The organism is Aquabacterium humicola (genome assembly GCF_030167915.1).
Lineage (GTDB): Bacteria > Pseudomonadota > Gammaproteobacteria > Burkholderiales > Burkholderiaceae_C > Pseudaquabacterium > Pseudaquabacterium humicola.
Window position 1 is genome coordinate 118,887 of sequence record NZ_JARGNB010000004.1, and the last position, 16,720, is coordinate 135,606.

The window sequence follows — 16,720 nt, forward strand, 5'->3', positions numbered from 1 at the left end:
GCGGCCCGGCGCCCGGCCCGCGCCCTGCGATCACTGCCCGCGGAAGCGCCCCTGGAAATGGCGCGACACCGGCAGCTTCTCCGGCCGTCCGTGCAGGCTCAGCTGCATCGTGCCCTCGTCGATGCGCAGCGCCGCGGCGATGTGGTGGTGGTTGACGATCACCGAGCGGTGCACCTGCCAGAAGCGCTCGGGATCGAGCTGCGCCAGCAGCTCCTTCAGCGGCGTGCGGATCAGCGCCTCGCCGCCTTCGTGCACGACGCGGGTGTAGCGCGCATCGGACTCGAAGTACACCACCGTGTCGACGCGGATCAGCCGCACTTCCTTGCCGATGCCGGCCTGGATCACCGCCGGCGGCGCGGGCCGGCGCACCTGGGCCGACAGCTGCGCCAGCAGGGTCTGCAAAGCGGCGTCGGCACCCCGCGCCTGAAGCGCGGCCTCGGCCGTCGCCGGCGGCTGCGCCAGCCGGGCCTGCACGCGTTCGAGCGCACGCCCCAGGCGCTCGTCGTCGACCGGCTTCAGCACGTAGTCGACCGCGCCGGCATCGAAGGCCGCCAGCGCGTGGTCGCCATGCGCCGTGACGAAGACCACCTGCGCGCGGCCGGCGATGCGCTCGGCGACCTCGATGCCGGTGAGCCCGGGCATGCGGATGTCGAGCAGGCACAGGTCCGGTTCGTGCTCGAGGAAGGCGTCCCAGGCGTCGACGCCGTTGACGGCCTCGGCAGCAATCGTCAGCTCGGGCCAGCGCCGCTGCAGCGCGGCGCGCAGCTGCGCGCGCGGGGCTTCTTCGTCGTCGGCGATGAGGGCGGTGAGGTGGGTCATGGGGAATCGATATCGTCTGAAATGAGCGGCATCGACAGGCGCGCGATCGTGCCGCCTGCGGGCCGCGGCAGCAGCTGCAGACGGGCCTGGTCGCCGTAGGCCTGTTTGAGGCGGGCGCGCGAATTCGCGAGGCCGACGCCTTCGGCCACCGCCGGCGGCAGGCCGGCGCCGCTGTCGGCCACCTCCACCAGCAGGCGCTCGCCCGCGCGCCTTGCCGCGACCTGTACATCGGCGCCCGACAGGCTGGGCCCGACGCCGTGCTCGACCGCATTCTCGACCAGCGTCAGCAGCAGCCCCGGCGGCACGGCCTGCGCGCGCGCCGCGGCATCGGCGTCGACCGAGAAGCGCAAGCGCTCGCCCAGCCGCGCCTGCATCACCTCCAGGTAGCGCACGGCGGCGTCGAGCTCCTCGCCCAGCGTCAGCTTCTCGCGCTTGAACAGCGGCAAGGTCGCGCGCAGGTAGCCGGTCAGCGAGCGCAGCAGGCTCGACGCGCGTGGATCGCCCGAGTCGACCCAGTGCTGCAGCGACGCCAGCGAATTGAACAGGAAGTGCGGCTGGATCTGCGCGGTGGCGAGCTGGCGCGCCATGTCGATCGCGCGTTCGCGCTCGTCCAGCTCGCGCAGCCGGGCCTCGATCTGGTGGCCGCGGAACGAGGTGACGAACCACAACGCCAGCGCGGCCAGCGCGACGCTGCCGGCGACGACGTTGGAGAGCCAGCGGCTGTCTTCCACCGGCAGGCCCGAGCCGCGACCGACCAGCACGGCGACGAGGAAGAAGCCGACCAGCCCCAGCGAAGATTCCAGCAGGCGCCGGCGCGAAGGCCCGCGCCACAGCGCCATCGCGACGCGCCAGACGACCACCGTCATCGTCAGCATCAGCGCGGCCAGCATCCACACCACCGACGCCGGCGCGAGCTGCAGCACCAGCGTCGCCGGCCCGATCGCGTTGACCGCCAGGATCATCAGGAAGGTGCGGCTGGGCCGGTCGCCGCCGGCGCGTTCGAGCTCGGCGGCCGTGAAGACACGCCGCGGCCCCGGGTACCAGAGCTGGCTCCAGTCGATGCGATCAGCGTTGTTCATCGCCAGTGCCGTCGATGGTCAGACGGGCGATGGTGCCGGGCGCGCCCTCGCCCACTTCGAGCCGCGCCCGTTCGCCGAAGCGGTGCTGCAGCCGCAGCCGCGAGTTGCCCAGGCCCACGCCGTCGTGCCAGCCGGCGGCGAGGCCCACCCCGTCGTCGGCGATCGTCAGCTCGAAGACGCTGCCCGCGCGCCGCGCGCGCAGCGTGATCGTGCCCGGCCGCAGCAGGGGCGCGATGCCATGCTCGACGGCGTTCTCCAGCAGCGTCAGCAGCAGCGCCGGCGGCAGCGGCTGGTCGCGGCAATCGTCGGCGACGTCGAAGCGGTACGACAGCCGCGGCCCGAAGCGCGAGACCATGATGCCCAGGTAGTGCTCGGCCAGCGGCAGCTCGTCGGCCAGCGTGATCTGCTCGCGCAGCATCAGCTCGGTCGAGCCGCGCAGGAAGCTCGTCAGCGCGCGCAGCAGCGGCGCGGCGCGCTTGTCGCCGGTGTCCACCCAGTGCTGCAGCGCGGCCAGCGTATTGAACAGGAAGTGCGGCTGGATCTGCGCCTGCAGCAGCTTCAGCCGCGCCTCGGCCGCGTGGCGCGCGGCGGCGTCGCGTTCGGCCTCGAGCTGGGACTGCACGAGCGCGCGCTGGATCTGCGCGCGCCGGCCCGAGGCCAGCGCCCACAGCACCAGCAGCAGGCCGATGCCGCCGAGCAGCTGCACCGGCGTCGCGCGCCACAGCGCGCGGCCCAACTGGGCCGCGCGGTCGGGCGTGCCCGGCGCCCACAGCCCGGACAGGATGCCGCCGATCGCGCCGGCATAGGTCGCCACGACCATCGCGAAGCCGATGCGCCGCAGCGTGCGGCCTTCGAACTTCTCCGGCTGCAGCCAGGCGCGGCGCATCGCGAGTGCGCTGCCGATGACGAACAGCAGCGCGATCGACACCGACCACGGCAACGGCATGCCGGCGGCGCGCAGGCCGAGCACGGTCGCCGACAAGCCCGCGGTGAAGCCCAGCCACAGGCCGACGCCGCCCTGCACCAGCCGGCGGTCCAGCGCCTGGGCCTCGGCACGCAGCAGCGGATCGAGGTCGCCGTACCACCAGCGCGCCAGGCGCGACGGACGGGGCGTCGGGCGGGCAGGCATCGAGGCATCGGAGCACATCGCGGCGCAGTCTAGGCGCAGCAGCGGCGCGCCCGCGGCCGCATCGGGCGAACGGCCGGTCCGGCGACATGGACGGCCGCCGACGGCGCGCGGCCGGTGCGCGGCCGTCGGGTCCCGCGCCGTCAGCCCACCGCCGCGCCGCCGACGAACACCCGCAGCTCGCCCGGCGTGAACGCGGTCCACGGCTCGCCGCGCGTCAGCGGCTCGGTGGCGATCACCGCGACGCGGTCGCTCGGCTGCGTCAGCGCGGCGAAGTCGACCGCCACGTCCTCGTCGGCGAGGTGCGCGGCGCCGAAGGGATGGCGGCGCTCCAGCCAGTACAGCGAGGTGGTCGCGTGCGCCCACAGCGCCTGGCCGTTCGACAGCAGCAGGTTGAAGGTGCCGTGGCGCGCGATCGGCGGCAACAGCTCGCGCAGCGTGGTGGTCAGTTCGGCGATCGACGGCACGCTGGCATGCGCCTTCGCCAGCTCCTGCATCAGCCAGCAGAACGCGCGCTCGCTGTCGGTGGAGCCGACCGCGCGGAAGGCGCCGTGCAGCCGCGGCTCGAAGCCCTTCAGGTCGCCGTTGTGCGCGAACACCCAGTAGCGGCCCCACAGCTCGCGCATGAAGGGGTGCGTATTCTCCAGCGACACATGGCCCTGCGTCGCCTTGCGGATGTGCGCGATGACGTTGTCGCTCCGGATCGGGTAGCGCCGCACCATCTCGGCCACCGGCGACACGAGCGCCGAGTGCGGGTCGACGAACAGGCGCACGCCGCGGTCCTCGAAGAACGCGATGCCGAAGCCGTCCTTGTGCTCGGCCGCGCGCGTGGCCAGGCCGGTGAACGAGAACATCACGTCGGTGGGCGTGTTGGCGTTCATGCCGAGCAGCTGGCACATGGCGGCGTCCTCAGGGGATCGGCAGGAACAGCTTCGTGATGCCGCGCAGGCTGACGAGGTGGCCGGGGTTGCCGGTCTCCTCGAGCACGCCTTCCATGCGCTTCAGGATGCGCGGGCTGCGGTTGGCGCGCCAGATCAGCAGGTCGGCCAGCCACGGGTGGTCGTTGACGCGGTTGGCGCGTTCGTAGAGGTCGAAGCGCGGCTTCAGCGCGGCGATCGACGCCTGATAACGCGCGATGAGCGCGTCATCGGCGTCCGTCGCCAGCAGCGCGTCGGCGGCCAGCAGGCCGGTCTCCAGCGCCTTGCCGATGCCCTCGCCGGTGAAGGCATAGGTGCTGCCGGCGGCTTCGCCGGTGACCAGCAGGCCGGGCTTCGCCAGCCGGGCGCCTTCGAGCGAGCAGCGCAGCGGCGCGCCCTTCAGCGCGCCGGTCCACTGCCCGCCCTGCAGCAGCGCGCGCGCCGGCCCGTAGACCTCGGTGAAGGCGGCGAACATCTCGCGCAGGTTGACGTCGGCCATCGTCGCGCGGCCGTTGCCGCGCTTGGCATGGCTGTGCGCGAGGCCGACGCCGATGTTGAAGGTGTCGTCGGGGCCGGGAAAGATCCAGCCGTAGCCCTTGCGCAGGCGCTTGTGCCAGACCACCTCCAGCGCTTCGATGCGGCCGCGCATGCGGGGGTTGCGGATGTAGCCGCGCAGCGCGACGCCGCTGGGCGTCTGGCGCTCGCACATGCCGGCGGCGATCAGCGCCTGCGGTTGCGCGCCGGTGGCCAGCACCGTCCAGCGCGCCCGCAGCTCACGGCGCCGGTCGCCTTGCTTCAGACGCGCGCCGACGGTGCGCCCGCCCTCGCCGTCGATCGTCGCCTCGAAGCGCCAGGGCGCCGCGAAGCGCGCCCCGGCACGCTCGGCGTTGCGCTTGACGATGTCGTCGAGTTCGCGCCGCGGCAGCACCGCGAGCCGCCCCGGCACGTCGATGCGGCCACCGCGCGGGCCGATGCAGGCGACATGGCGCGCGCTCTGCGCGGCGGCCATCACCTCGCCGGCGACGCCCAGGCGCTGTAGCGCGTGGTGCGCGTCGGGAATCAGCCCGTCGCCGCAGACCTTGTCGCGCGGGAAGGCCTGCGCATCGACCAGCAGCACGTCGCGGCCGGCGCGCGCGAGCGCGGTGGCGCAGGCGCTGCCGGCGGGGCCGGCGCCGATCACGAGCACATCGCAGGTCGCCGGCAGGTCGTTCGAAGTCATCGCGGCAAATTGTAGGCAGGGACCACGCGGCGCCCGTCGCCCGGCGCCTTCGTCGCTTTCCGAATATCGATGGGCCGAGAACGTCGTTCGGCGCAGCGGCCGGCCTGCCTAGCATCGCGCTTTTCATCGACATCCCCGATGCTGCTGTCCCGTGCCCTCCTGCGACGCCACACCGTGCTGCCCGGCTTCGACCTGGCGCTGGGGCTGACGCTGACCTATGTGAGCCTGGTGGTGCTGTTCCCGCTGTCGGCCGCGTTCCTGAAGACCGCGACGATGAGCTGGCCGGCCTTCTGGGACGCGGTGGCCTCGCCGCGCGTGCTCGCCAGCTACCGGCTGAGCTTCGGCGCGTCGCTGCTCGCGGCACTGGCCAACGCGGTGTTCGGCACGGTGATCGCGTGGGTGCTGGTGCGCTACGAGTTCCCGTTCAAGCGCATCGTCGATGCGCTGGTCGACCTGCCCTTCGCGCTGCCGACCGCGGTGGCCGGTATCACGCTGACGGCGCTCTATTCGCAGAACGGCTGGATCGGGCAGTGGCTGCCGGTGAAGGTCAGCTTCACGCCGCTGGGCGTCTTCGTCGCGCTGCTGTTCATCGGCCTGCCCTTCGTCGTGCGCACCCTGCAGCCGGTGCTCGAGGACCTGTCGAGCGAGTACGAGGAGGCCGCCGCGATCCTCGGCGCGAACCGCTGGCAGACCTTTCGCCGCGTGATCCTGCCCATCGTGCTGCCGGCGCTGGTCACCGGCTTCGCGCTGGCCTTCGCGCGCGCGCTCGGCGAGTACGGCAGCGTGATCTTCATCGCCGGCAACCTGCCGATGGTCAGCGAGATCACGCCGCTGCTGATCATCACCAAGCTCGAGCAGTACGACTACGCCGGCGCGACCGCGATCGCGGTCGTGATGCTGGGCGCCAGCTTCGGGATGCTGCTGGTGATCAATGCGCTGCAGGGCTGGGCGCGGCGTCGGCAGGGGCAGGCATGAGCGCAGAGTTGGCCCTTCAACAACCGTCGGCCGCGGCCGACGACGGCCGCCCGTTCTCCCCCGCGGTGCTGCGCCGCGCGACGGCCGAGCCGCCGTGGGTGCGCCGCCTCCTGATCGGCATCGCGCTCGGCTTCCTGACGCTGTTCCTCTTCATCCCGCTCGCCGCGGTGTTCCACGAGGCGTTCAAGAAGGGTGTGGCGGTCTACGTCGCCGCGATCACCGAACCCGACGCCTGGGCCGCGATCCAGCTGACCCTGCTCGCCGCAGCGATCAGCGTGCCGCTGAACGCCGTCTTCGGCGTGGCGGCCGCGTGGTGCATCGCGAAGTTCGACTTCAAGGGCAAGAGCGTGCTGCTGACCTTGATCGACCTGCCGTTCTCGGTCAGCCCGGTGATCGCGGGCCTGATCTACGTGCTGGTGTTCGGCCTGCAGGGTTGGTTCGGCGAGTGGCTGCGCGACCACGACCTGAAGGTGATCTTCGCGGTGCCGGGCATCGTGCTGGCCACGCTGTTCGTCACCTTCCCGTTCGTCGCGCGCGAGCTGATCCCGCTGATGCAGGCGCAGGGGCGCGAGCAGGAAGAAGCGGCGACCGTGCTCGGCGCCTCGGGCTGGCAGCTGTTCCGCCGCGTCACGCTGCCGAACATCAAGTGGGCGCTGCTCTATGGCGTGATCCTGTGCAACGCCCGGGCGATGGGCGAGTTCGGCGCGGTCAGCGTGGTCTCCGGCCACATCCGCGGGCAGACCAATACGCTGCCGCTGCACATCGAGATCCTCTACAACGAATACCAGTTCGCTGCCGCGTTCGCGGTCGCGTCGCTGCTCGCGGCGCTGGCGCTGGTGACGCTGGTGCTCAAGCTCGCGGTCGAGCGGCGCGTGCAGCAGCAGATGCAGGCGGCGAAGGCCGAGGTGAATGAGTCCGCGCCCGGCCGCTCCGAAGCGGACTCGCTCCCCCTCGGGGGGACAGCGCGGAACGCGCGAAGGGGGCTAGGGACATGAGCATCGAAGTCCGGGACCTGGAAAAGCGCTTCGGCCATCTCAAGGTCTGCGACCAGCTGAACCTCACGGTCGAGTCGGGCGAGCTGGTCGCGCTGCTGGGGCCCTCGGGCTCGGGCAAGACGACGCTGCTGCGCATCATCGCGGGGCTGGAGGTGCCCGACGCCGGCCGGGTGCTGTTCCACGGCGAGGACGCCACCTCGGCCACCGCGCGCGAACGCCGCGTCGGCTTCGTCTTCCAGCACTATGCGCTGTTCCCGCAGATGAACATCTTCGAGAACGTCGCGTTCGGGCTGCGCGTGCGGCCGAAGGCCACGCGGCCGGGCGATGCGCAGATCAAGGCCAAGGTGATGGAGCTGCTGAAGCTGGTACAGCTGGACTGGCTGGCGGACCGCTATCCGCACCAGCTGTCCGGCGGCCAGCGCCAGCGCATCGCGCTCGCCCGTGCGCTCGCCGTCGAGCCGAAGGTCCTCCTGCTCGACGAGCCCTTCGGTGCGCTGGACGCGAAGGTGCGCAAGGAGCTGCGCCGCTGGCTGCGCCGGCTGCACGACGAGATGCACGTGACCAGCGTCTTCGTCACGCACGACCAGGACGAGGCGATGGAGGTCGCCGACCGCATCGTCGTGATGAACGAGGGCCGCATCGAGCAGGTCGGCTCGCCCGACGAGGTCTACGACCACCCGGCCTCGCCCTTCGTGCTGCAGTTCCTCGGCGACGTGAACCTGTTCCACGGCCGCAGCGAGGCGCTGTACGTGCGGCCGCACGAGCTCGACATCGTCGAGCACGCCGGCGACGGCACCTGGAGCGCCACGCTGTCGCAGGTGCTGACGCTGGGTCCGGTGACGCGCCTGGAACTGCAGCGCGACGACGCCGGTCCGGTCGACGTCGAGCTGCCGCGTGCACGCTGGCTGCAGTTGCGCGACGCGCTGCAGCTCGCGCCCGGCCAGCGCGTGCACCTGCAGCCGCGGCGCGTGACGCGCTTCAGCGAGCCGGTGGACGATCCGGCGGCGATGATCTGATCAGGCGGGCCGCGGCGGCCGGCGGTCGAACCACGGCTGCGCCTGTTCGAGCTGACCGGCCAGCCGGAACAAGGTCGCCTCGTCGCCGAAGCGGCCGACGAACTGCACGCCGATCGGCAGGCCGGCGGCATTCCAGTGCAGCGGCACCGACATCGCCGGCTGGCCGGTGCCGTTGAAGACCGCGGTGAACGGGATGAAGTCGAAGACCTTGTTCGCCAGCTGCTCGAAGGCGCCGAGCCGGCGCATCAGCCAGGGCGAGCCGATCGCGCCGATGAACTCGATCTGGCGCTGCTCGGCCGGCGTCGGTTTCAGGCTGCCGATCGGCGGTGGCGGGCTGGCCAGCGTCGGCGTCATCAGCACGTCGATCGTCGACTCGAACAGCGCGCCGATGCGCCGGCCGGTGAGCTGGATCGTGCGCTGGGCGTTGATCACCTCGTCGCCCTTCAGAGCGCGGCCCAGCAGGCCGAGGCCCCAGGTGGTGGCCTCGAAGTCCTGGCGCCGCGGGCGCTGGCGCAGCGCCTGCGCGATGACCTCGATCTCGCCGCGTACATTGGCCGCCAGCACCTGCAGGAAGGCCATTGCGAACGCGGGGCCGTTCACCGGCACGCGGGTCTCGAAAACCTCGTGGCCCAGCGAACGCAGCAGCGCGGCGCTGCGTTCGACCGCCTCCAGGCAGTCGCGGTCGACCGGCACATGGCCCAGCCACGGTTCGGTGCACAGCCCGATGCGCAGCCGGCCGGGCGCGAAGCCCACCTCGTCGACGAAGGGCCGCGCCTGCGGCGGCGCGGCGCAGGGCGGGCCGGCATCGTCGCCGGCCACCGCGTCGAGCAGCGCGGCGCTGTCGCGCACGCTGCGCGTCAGGCCGTGTTCGATCGCCAGGCCGCTCCACAGGTCGCCCAGGTCGGGGCCGCTGGGCACGCGGCCGCGCGTGGGCTTCAGGCCGAACAGCCCGCAGCACGAGGCCGGGATGCGGATCGAGCCACCGCCGTCGCCGCCGGTGGCCAGCGGCACGAAGCCGGCCGCCACCGCCGCGGCCGAGCCGCCGCTGGAGCCTCCCGCGGTGCGCGTCGCATCCCAGGGATTGCGCGTCGGGCCGGTCAGCTCGGGTTCGGTGAACGGCGTCAGGCCGAACTCCGGCGTATTGGTCTTGCCGACGATCAGCGCGCCGGTGCGGCGCAGGCGGCGGATGAACTCGCTGTCGTGCGAGGCCGGCGGCAGCGCGCGCTGCAGCAGGCGGTTGCCATGCCAGGTCGGCAGGCCCTCCACGGTGGCCAGCAGGTCCTTCACCAGCACCGGCACGCCGGCGAAGACGCCGTCGCCTTCGGTGCCGGCGGCACGTCGGGCCTGCAGCGCGCGGCGCGCGTAGTCCTGGCCGTCGGCGATCACCGCGTTGAGCGCCGGATTGCCGGCGGCGATGCGCTGCGCGGCCAGGTCCAGCAGCGTCTCCGGCGCGATGTCGCCGTTGCTCACCATCGCGCCGAGCGCGGTCGCGTCGTGCTGGTCGTACTCGTCGAGCGTCATCCGTCCTCCTTCGGCGGCGTCGAGTGTCGCCGACCGTCGGGCTGGCCCGCGCCGGACGCTACAGCGCGGGGTCGTCGCCGGCGGGTTCGGCGGGTTCGGCCAGCGCCTGCTCGACCACCGGCCGCGTCAGCGGCGCGGCGAAGGTGGCGATGAAGTCGTAGACGTAGTCGCGCAGGTAGCTGCCGCGCTTGAGCGCCAGCCGGGTGGTATTGGCGGCGAACAGGTGGCGCGCGTCGACCGCGCGCAGGTGGCGGTCGCGCTCGTCGTCGTAGGCGATCGCGGCGACGATGCCCACGCCCAGGCCCAGCTCGACATAGGTCTTGATGACGTCGGCATCCATCGCCACCAGCACCACCTCGGGCGCCAGGCCGGCCTTCGTGAAGGCTTGGTCGATGTGCGCGCGGCCGGTGTAGCCGGCCTCGTAGGTGATCAGCGGGAACTGCGCCAGCCGCTGCAGGGTCAGCGGCTTGCCGGCGTCGGCATCGGCGGCCAGCGCATGGCCCGGCGGCACGACGGCGCAATGCGTCCAGCGGTAGCAGGGCAGCGCGACCAGCTCGCCGTGCTGGTCCAGCGCCTCGGTGGCGATGCCGATGTCGGCCTCGCCGTCGAGCAGCAGCCGCGCCACCTGCTGCGGCGAGCCCTGGTGCAGGTGCAGCTGCACCTGCGGGTGGCTGGCGCGGAAGTCGCGCACCGCGGCGGGCAGCGCGTAGCGGGCCTGCGAATGCGTCGCGGCGATGGTCAAGGCGCCTGAGCCGGCACGCGCGAAGTCGTCGCCGGCGCGCTTCAGGTTCGCCGCCTCCAGCAGCAGCCGTTCGACGATCGGCAGCACCGTCTCGCCGGGCGGCGTCAGCCCGGTCAGGCGCTTGCCGGCGCGCACGAAGATCTGAATGCCCAGCTCTTCCTCGAGCTCGCGGATCTGCCGGCTGACGCCGGGCTGCGACGTGTGCAGCACCGCGGCGACCTCGGTCAGGTTGAAGCGCTGGCGCACCGCTTCGCGCACCGAGCGCAGTTGCTGGAAATTCACGGCCGGATCGGTTTCTTATTCGGAAATCGCATTATTCGCGCCGATCAAAACTCGGCAAGCGACTTTTATGCGCTATGCAAAGAAGCAAAGCAAATAAAGGCGCTGGCACACTGCCGGCCGATGTCGACCCTGATCCTGCTGCCCGGCCTCGCCAGCGATGACACGCTGTGGCGCGGCATCGCCGAACCGCTGGCCGAGGCTGGCCACGGCCCGGTGCACGTCACCGACGTGCACAACCGCCACGCCACGCTGCCCGAGATGGCCGCCGCGCTGCTGTCCGAACACGACGGGCCCCTGCGGCTGGCCGGCACGTCCATGGGCGGCATGCTGGCGCTGGAGGTGCTGCGCCAGGCGCCGGGCCGGGTGCAGGCGCTGGCGCTGCTGGGCAGCACCGCGCGACCCGACACGCCCGAGGCGATCAAGCTGCGCAGCGACGCCATCGTGCTGTTCGAGAGCGGCCGCATGGACGAGGTGCTGCGCGCCAACCTGCCCTTCGCCTTCCACCCCAGCGCGCCGCAGCGGCAGCCGGGCCTGGTGCCGGACTACTTGGCGATGGTGCGCCGCGCCGGCCCGCACCAGCTGGTGCGGCAGAACCGCGCGGTGATGGCGCGCGCCGACAGCCGCCCGCTGCTGGCGACGATCCGCTGCCCGCTGCTGGTGGCGGTGGGCGACAGCGACCTGCTGACGCCGCCCGAGTGCTCCGAGGAGATCGCTGCCGCGGTGCCGCACGCGCGCTTCGAGCGCCTGTCCGAGTGCGGCCACCTGCTGACGATGGAGCAGCCGGCGCGCATCGCCGCGCTGCTGCGCGACTGGCTCGCGGAGCAGCGGGACGCCTAACCCACGATCGACGCGGCCGCGTCGGACTGCGGCCGCGCGGCCCAGGCGCGCACCCAGGCCTCGAACTCCGGCACCGGCAGCGGCCGGCTCATGTGATAGCCCTGCGCCTCGTCGCAGCTCAGCCGGCACAGCTGATCGAGGATGGCGCCGTTCTCGACCCCTTCGGCGACGACCGTGAGCCCGAGGTTGTGCGCGAGGTCGATCGTCGAGCGCACGATCTTCGCGTCGCCTTCTTCGCCTTCCATGCCCATCACGAAGCTCTTGTCGATCTTCAGCTCGTCGACCGGCAGCCGCCGCAGGTAGGCCAGCGACGAGTAGCCGGTGCCGAAGTCGTCGATCGACAGCTTGAAGCCGCGCTCGGCGAGCCGGTTCAGGGTGGCCTCGGCACGTTCTGGGTCGTCCATGATCGCGCTCTCGGTGATCTCCAGGCAGATGCCGTCGGCCGCCGCGCCATGGCGGCGCAGCAGCGCGTCGAGCTTGTCCGGCAGCTCCGGGTCGAGCAGGTCGCGCGTCGACAGGTTGACCGAGACCCGCTGCACGCCCAGCCGCTGCAGCGGCGCCTGCACCCGCGCCACCTCCTCGAAGATCCACAGGGTCAGGCGGCGGATGAAGCCGGTCTGCTCGGCGAACGGGATGAACTGCACCGGCGGCACCAGCCCGCGCTGCGGATGCTGCCAGCGCAGCAGCGCCTCGGCGGCGGCGGCCCGGCCGCTGGCCACATGCACCTTGGGTTGCAGGTACAGCCGCAGCTCGTGGTGCTCCAGCGCATGGCGCAGCTCCGACAGCAGCGACAGGTTCATCGCGCGGCTGGAATCGCTGGCCGGGTCGTAGACCTGCGCGCCGGCGGTGCGCGCCTTGGCCGCGTACATCGCCACCTCGGCGCGGCTCAGCAGGCCGTCGACGTCGCCCGCGTGTTCGGGCCAGCAGGCGATGCCGACGCCGGCGGACAGGTCGATCGCCTGCTCGTCGACCATCAGCGGCCGCTCGAAGGCCTGCGCGAGGCGCTCGGCCAGCACGATGGCCTGCGCGGCGTCGGCCTTCGGCATCAGCAGCGCGAACTCGTCGCCACCCAGCCGCGCGACGAGGTCGCCGCTGCGCGCGACTTCGTGCAGCCGCGTCGCGACGCCCTTGAGCAGCGCGTCGCCGCTGGCATAGCCCAGCGCGTCGTTGACGTTCTTGAAGCGGTCGAGGTCCAGCATCAGCACCGCGACCGGATGTCCGAGGGGGCGCGCGGTCTCGATCGCCGAGGCCACCGCGTCGCGGAACTGCACGCGGTTCGGCAGGTCGGTCAGCCGGTCCCAGTAGGCGAGCTGGCGGATCTCGGTCTGCTGCGCGGCGATGTTGATGCGCATGTGGTCGAAGGCCTTCGCGAGGTCGCCGACCTCGTCGTCGCGCTCGACGTGCTGCAGCGACGCGCTGTAGTCGCCGCGGCCCAGGCGCTCGCTGGCTTCGGCGAGGTCCGACAGCGGCTGCGTGACGCGGCGCGCGGTCCAGATGCTGCCGATGCCGAACAGCGCGAGGCCGAGCACGGTGAGGCCGGCGAGCGTCAGCTGCAGGCCGCGGTAGGGCTCGACCGCATCGTCGAGCGAACCGCTCAGGCGCAGCGACAGGCGCTGGCCGGTGTCGCTGGTCAGCGCCACCGTGCGCACCCGGTGCGCGGCGCCGCCAAGCTTCAGCGCCCCCTGCGCCGGGCCGGACGCGACGTCGGCGGCCGGCAGCGACGGCGGCAGGCTGCTCAGCAGCACGCGCGGCGCGCCCGGGGTCGACTCGAGCACCAGCGTGCCCTGCACGCCGCTGACCTGCAGCAGGTCGTCGGCGACCGGCTTGTCCAGCACGAAGCCCATCACGACGTAGCCGACGATCACCGGGGCCTTCATCGGCACGATGACGAACTGGTAGGCGCGGTCGCCGGCGGCGGCCAGCGCGTTGTCCTTCTGCGCCAGCTGCGGTGCCAGGCGCTTGAGCACCGGCAGCAGCGCGGGGTCGGTGGCCTCGCCGGTCGCGCGCACCGAGCCGTCGGTGTCGAGCAGCGCGGTCAGCGTCGCGTCGATGCGGCGGCCGTGGTTGTCGAGCACCGAGACGATGGTCGCGATGTCCCCGGTGCCCACCGATTCGCGGAACGGGAAGTCGGCGGCCAGCACCACCGCACCCTGCCTCAGCGTCGCCGCCCGCTGGTCGAGCAGGCGCTGCCAGGTGCGGCCGCCGATGTCGAGCTGCTTGTCGAGCTGGTCCTCGGCGTTGTGCCGGATGCTGGCGTTGATCGCCGCGAATCCAGCCAGTTGCACCAGCAGCAGCAGCAGCAGCGAGAAGACCGCGATGCGGCTGGACAGGCGCCAGCGGCCGAAGCGGGGCCGGTCGTCGTCGCGGGGCATCACTTCGGACCGGCGAGGGTCACCACCGCCTGTTGCGCACCGGCGCCCATCTGCAGGGCCTGGTCGGTGGGCGTGGCGCCGACCGGCAGCCCGGCATGCCAGGCCCGCAGCCGGTAGCCGCCGGCGGGCAGGTTCGGGAAGTTCACCTTGCCGTCGGCGCCGGTCTGCGCGAAGTAAGGCGTATCGACGATCACCACCCAGGCGACCATGTGGTCGTGGATGTTGCAGCCGAGCACCGCGATGCCGGGCTGGTCGAAGACCACCGGGTTCGCCGGCGTGCCGACGTAGAGCTTGATCTCGAACTTCTTCGCCGGCGAGAACGAGTAGACGTGGTGCCGCACCGTGTCGCGGTTCGGGAAGCTCACCGCGGTGCCGGTCGGGATCACGGTGACCGGCGGCACGAACTGCTTGCCGGTCTGCGCGATCTCGATCCCGGCGGCCGGCTTCAGCGCCGCCTTGGCCTCCGGCGATTCGGCGAAGACCACGACCCCGGCGAGCGGCTTGCCGGCCGGATCGGTCACGCGCACTTCGAGCGGGGCGGCGGCGAGCGGCAGCGTGCACGCCACCAGCATCCCGCTGGCGAGGTGTCTTCCCAAGCGCGCGCCGCGGAACCGGCTCCGCCGGGCCGCTGGGGCGGCCCCCTGGAGGGGGGGGCGGCCGGAGGCCGCTTCGGGGGTGGGCCTCATCCTATGGTTCGATCGCGATGCCCCACACGGGGCGGCCGTCGCCGAGCGTGCCGAGCAGCGTCGCGCGGCCTGTCGCCAGGTCGAGCGTGTACAGCCGCGTGCGCTCGCCGATGCGCAGCGCGGCGAGCGCCGCGTTGTCGATGTCGGCGATGTCGAAGGCGGCGTCCTGGATCGCCTCGACGCCGAGCGGCCCGACGGTCGTCAGCCGGCCGGTGTTCGGCGACACCGCGGGCGTGGCGCCCTCGCGCGAGCCCTGCACCACCAGCACGCCGGCGGCGGCATCGAGCGCGTAGTTGGTCGTCAGCTTGTCGTCCCGTTTGTTGTAGGTGTAGGCCGCGGCCACCACCTGCGGCAGGCGGCCGACGTTGGCATCGCCCGGCGCGTAGTGCAGCACCGGATCGGGCTGCAGGCCGTCCCTCGCCGCATCGCCATCGACCGCCGCGCCGGTGTCCGGGTGCAGGCGCAGGTTCTGGCCCTTGTCGCCGACCACGCGGATGCGGTCGGCGACCGGGTTGAAGTCGAAGCCGAAGCGCTCGCCGTCGAGCGCGAAGGCGATCGGCGTCGCGCCGACCGGCGTCAGCTGCGCGCTGGTGGTGTCGACCGTGTAGAGCCGGCCGACCGACGACAACGCATACAGCACGCCGCGGGCGACGCGGAAGTCGATGCCGATCAGGCGTTCACCGGGCGGCAGGCCCGCGAGCGGCCGTGTCGACAGCGCCTGCTGCGGCCGGCCGGCGTTGAAGCGCTGCAGCTGGCCGTCGGCGGTGATCACGTGCAGCGTCTCGCGGCGGTTGGTCGGCGGCGGCTCGGAGGGGGTGGCGCAGGCCGCGAGCACGAACGCGGCGAGCAAGGCGGCGAGCAAGGCGGTCAAGGACCGGAGCGGGCAGGAGGTGGCGTTCGACGGCATGCGTTGGCTCTTTCGTTCCCACACTGGCGCGACACACGAGCGGCAAGCGCCGCTTGCTGGCTTCTACGCGGCAACAGCCGCTGGATGACTTCTACGCGGCAACCGCCGCCTTCGGATCACACCGGCTCGGCAGAAGCGATGACACCGCCGCCCAGGCAGACCTCGCCATCGTAGAGCACGGCCGACTGCCCTGGCGTGACGGCCCACTGGGGCTCGTCGAAGCGCAGCGTGAAGCGCTTCTCGCCGGATGCGAAGCGGCAGGCCGCGTCGGCCTGGCGATAGCGGGTCTTTGCACCGAAGCGGCCGTCGGCAGGTGGCATGCCCGCGACCCAGCTGACGTCGTCGGCCTCCAGCGCCGACGACTTGAGCCACGGATGCTCGTGACCCTGCACGACACGCAGCGTATTGGTGTCCAGCTCCTTGCGGGCGACGAACCACGGCGCATGGTCGCCCCCGCCGCGCGGCGCGCCGCGTTCCTTCACGCCGCCGATGCCCAGCCCCTGGCGCTGGCCGAGCGTGTAGAACGACAGCCCGACATGCCGGCCGAGCTCGCGGCCGCGGTCATCGCGGATCGGGCCGGGCTCGTGGCTCAGGTAGCGGTTCAGGAACTCGCGGAACGGCCGCTCGCCGATGAAGCAGATGCCGGTGGAGTCCTTCTTCTTCGCGTTCGGCAGCCTGATCTCCTCCGCGATGCGGCGCACCTCGGTCTTCTTCAGCTCGCCGACCGGAAACAGCGTCTTCGCCAGCTGCGCCTGGTTCAGCCGGTGCAGGAAGTAGCTCTGGTCCTTCGCCGGGTCCAGGCCCTTCAGCAGCTCGAAGCGGCCGCCGTCCACCTCACGCACGCGGGCATAGTGGCCGGTGGCGATCTTCTCGGCGCCCAGCCGCATCGCGTGGTCGAGGAAGGCCTTGAACTTGATCTCGGCATTGCACAGCACGTCCGGGTTCGGCGTGCGGCCCGCCTGGTACTCGCGCAGGAACTCGGCGAAGACACGGTCCTTGTAGTCGGCCGCGAAGTTGACGTGCTCGATCTCGATGCCGATCACGTCGGCGACCGCCGCGGCATCGACGAAGTCGACGTTCGACGAGCAGTACTCGCTGTCGTCGTCGTCTTCCCAGTTCTTCATGAAGATGCCGACGACCTCGTGGCCCTGCTGCTTCAGCAGCCAGGCGGTGACCGCGGAATCGACCCCGCCCGACAGCCCGACGACAACCCTTCTCTTGTGCATC

General features: G+C 72.1%; 15 protein-coding genes. 4 read left to right on the forward strand and 11 right to left on the reverse strand.

Annotation, left to right across the window (positions count from 1 at the left end):
- Positions 1–30: 30 nt before the first annotated feature.
- The 5 genes from P1K89_RS19410 to P1K89_RS19430 all read right to left on the reverse strand — a co-directional run bounded on the left by P1K89_RS19410 (position 31) and on the right by P1K89_RS19430 (position 5,160).
- Complete coding sequence (locus tag P1K89_RS19410) at positions 31–819, reverse strand: LytR/AlgR family response regulator transcription factor (RefSeq protein ID WP_284618149.1); 789 nt, start codon at positions 817–819, stop codon at positions 31–33.
- Positions 816–1,898, reverse strand: coding sequence for a sensor histidine kinase (locus tag P1K89_RS19415; protein ID WP_284618150.1), 1,083 nt, complete (start codon positions 1,896–1,898; stop codon positions 816–818). The genes P1K89_RS19410 and P1K89_RS19415 overlap by 4 nt, the downstream gene beginning before the upstream one ends.
- Positions 1,885–3,027: a sensor histidine kinase gene (locus P1K89_RS19420; RefSeq protein ID WP_284618151.1), complete on the reverse strand. Its 1,143-nt coding sequence runs from the start codon at positions 3,025–3,027 to the stop codon at positions 1,885–1,887. Before P1K89_RS19420 ends, P1K89_RS19415 begins: the two co-directional genes overlap by 14 nt.
- Before the next feature lie 140 nt (positions 3,028–3,167).
- A complete protein-coding gene (locus P1K89_RS19425; RefSeq protein WP_284618152.1) occupies positions 3,168–3,923 on the reverse strand; it encodes a class II glutamine amidotransferase in 756 nt (251 codons plus the stop codon).
- A gap of 10 nt (positions 3,924–3,933) precedes the next feature.
- Positions 3,934–5,160: an NAD(P)/FAD-dependent oxidoreductase gene (locus tag P1K89_RS19430; protein WP_284618153.1), complete on the reverse strand. Its 1,227-nt coding sequence runs from the start codon at positions 5,158–5,160 to the stop codon at positions 3,934–3,936.
- A 138-nt stretch (positions 5,161–5,298) separates the two neighbouring features.
- Here P1K89_RS19430 and cysT point away from each other — a divergent pair, with 138 nt between their 5' ends.
- The 3 genes from cysT to P1K89_RS19445 are packed head-to-tail and all read left to right on the forward strand — an operon-like array spanning position 5,299 to position 8,146.
- Entirely contained in the window at positions 5,299–6,135 is an 837-nt protein-coding gene (gene cysT, locus P1K89_RS19435; RefSeq protein WP_284618154.1) for a sulfate ABC transporter permease subunit CysT, read from the forward strand.
- Positions 6,132–7,130 carry a sulfate ABC transporter permease subunit CysW gene (gene cysW / locus P1K89_RS19440; protein ID WP_284618155.1) on the forward strand — a complete coding sequence of 333 codons (999 nt, stop codon included), beginning with the start codon at positions 6,132–6,134 and terminating at the stop codon, positions 7,128–7,130. Before cysT ends, cysW begins: the two co-directional genes overlap by 4 nt.
- Entirely contained in the window at positions 7,127–8,146 is a 1,020-nt protein-coding gene (locus P1K89_RS19445; RefSeq protein WP_284618156.1) for a sulfate/molybdate ABC transporter ATP-binding protein, read from the forward strand. The genes cysW and P1K89_RS19445 overlap by 4 nt, the downstream gene beginning before the upstream one ends.
- Here the strand turns inward: P1K89_RS19445 and P1K89_RS19450 are convergent, their stop codons facing one another.
- Together P1K89_RS19450 and P1K89_RS19455 are read right to left on the reverse strand one after the other, a co-directional pair.
- On the reverse strand, positions 8,147–9,667 hold the full coding sequence (locus P1K89_RS19450; RefSeq protein WP_284618157.1) for an amidase: 1,521 nt from the start codon (positions 9,665–9,667) through the stop codon (positions 8,147–8,149).
- A gap of 58 nt (positions 9,668–9,725) precedes the next feature.
- Positions 9,726–10,691 carry a CysB family HTH-type transcriptional regulator gene (locus tag P1K89_RS19455; RefSeq protein ID WP_284618158.1) on the reverse strand — a complete coding sequence of 322 codons (966 nt, stop codon included), beginning with the start codon at positions 10,689–10,691 and terminating at the stop codon, positions 9,726–9,728.
- Positions 10,692–10,811: 120 nt separating this feature from the next.
- On the opposite strand from P1K89_RS19455, the gene P1K89_RS19460 reads away from it, so the two are divergent.
- Entirely contained in the window at positions 10,812–11,528 is a 717-nt protein-coding gene (locus P1K89_RS19460) for an alpha/beta fold hydrolase (protein WP_284618159.1), read from the forward strand.
- Here P1K89_RS19460 and P1K89_RS19465 read toward each other — a convergent pair.
- The 4 genes from P1K89_RS19465 to mnmA all read right to left on the reverse strand — a co-directional run bounded on the left by P1K89_RS19465 (position 11,525) and on the right by mnmA (position 16,719).
- Positions 11,525–13,900 (reverse strand): putative bifunctional diguanylate cyclase/phosphodiesterase, encoded by a 2,376-nt coding sequence (locus P1K89_RS19465; RefSeq protein WP_284618160.1) that lies wholly within the window; start codon positions 13,898–13,900, stop codon positions 11,525–11,527. The genes P1K89_RS19460 and P1K89_RS19465 overlap by 4 nt on opposite strands.
- The gene (locus tag P1K89_RS19470) at positions 13,900–14,496 is read right to left on the reverse strand and encodes a methylamine utilization protein (RefSeq protein WP_439898010.1); all 597 of its coding nucleotides are present in this window, start codon (positions 14,494–14,496) and stop codon (positions 13,900–13,902) included. The genes P1K89_RS19465 and P1K89_RS19470 overlap by 1 nt, the downstream gene beginning before the upstream one ends.
- Before the next feature lie 91 nt (positions 14,497–14,587).
- The gene (locus P1K89_RS19475) at positions 14,588–15,457 is read right to left on the reverse strand and encodes a DUF4394 domain-containing protein (protein ID WP_284618161.1); all 870 of its coding nucleotides are present in this window, start codon (positions 15,455–15,457) and stop codon (positions 14,588–14,590) included.
- A gap of 152 nt (positions 15,458–15,609) precedes the next feature.
- Positions 15,610–16,719 (reverse strand): tRNA 2-thiouridine(34) synthase MnmA, encoded by a 1,110-nt coding sequence (gene mnmA, locus P1K89_RS19480; RefSeq protein ID WP_284618162.1) that lies wholly within the window; start codon positions 16,717–16,719, stop codon positions 15,610–15,612.
- Position 16,720 lies beyond the last annotated feature (1 nt).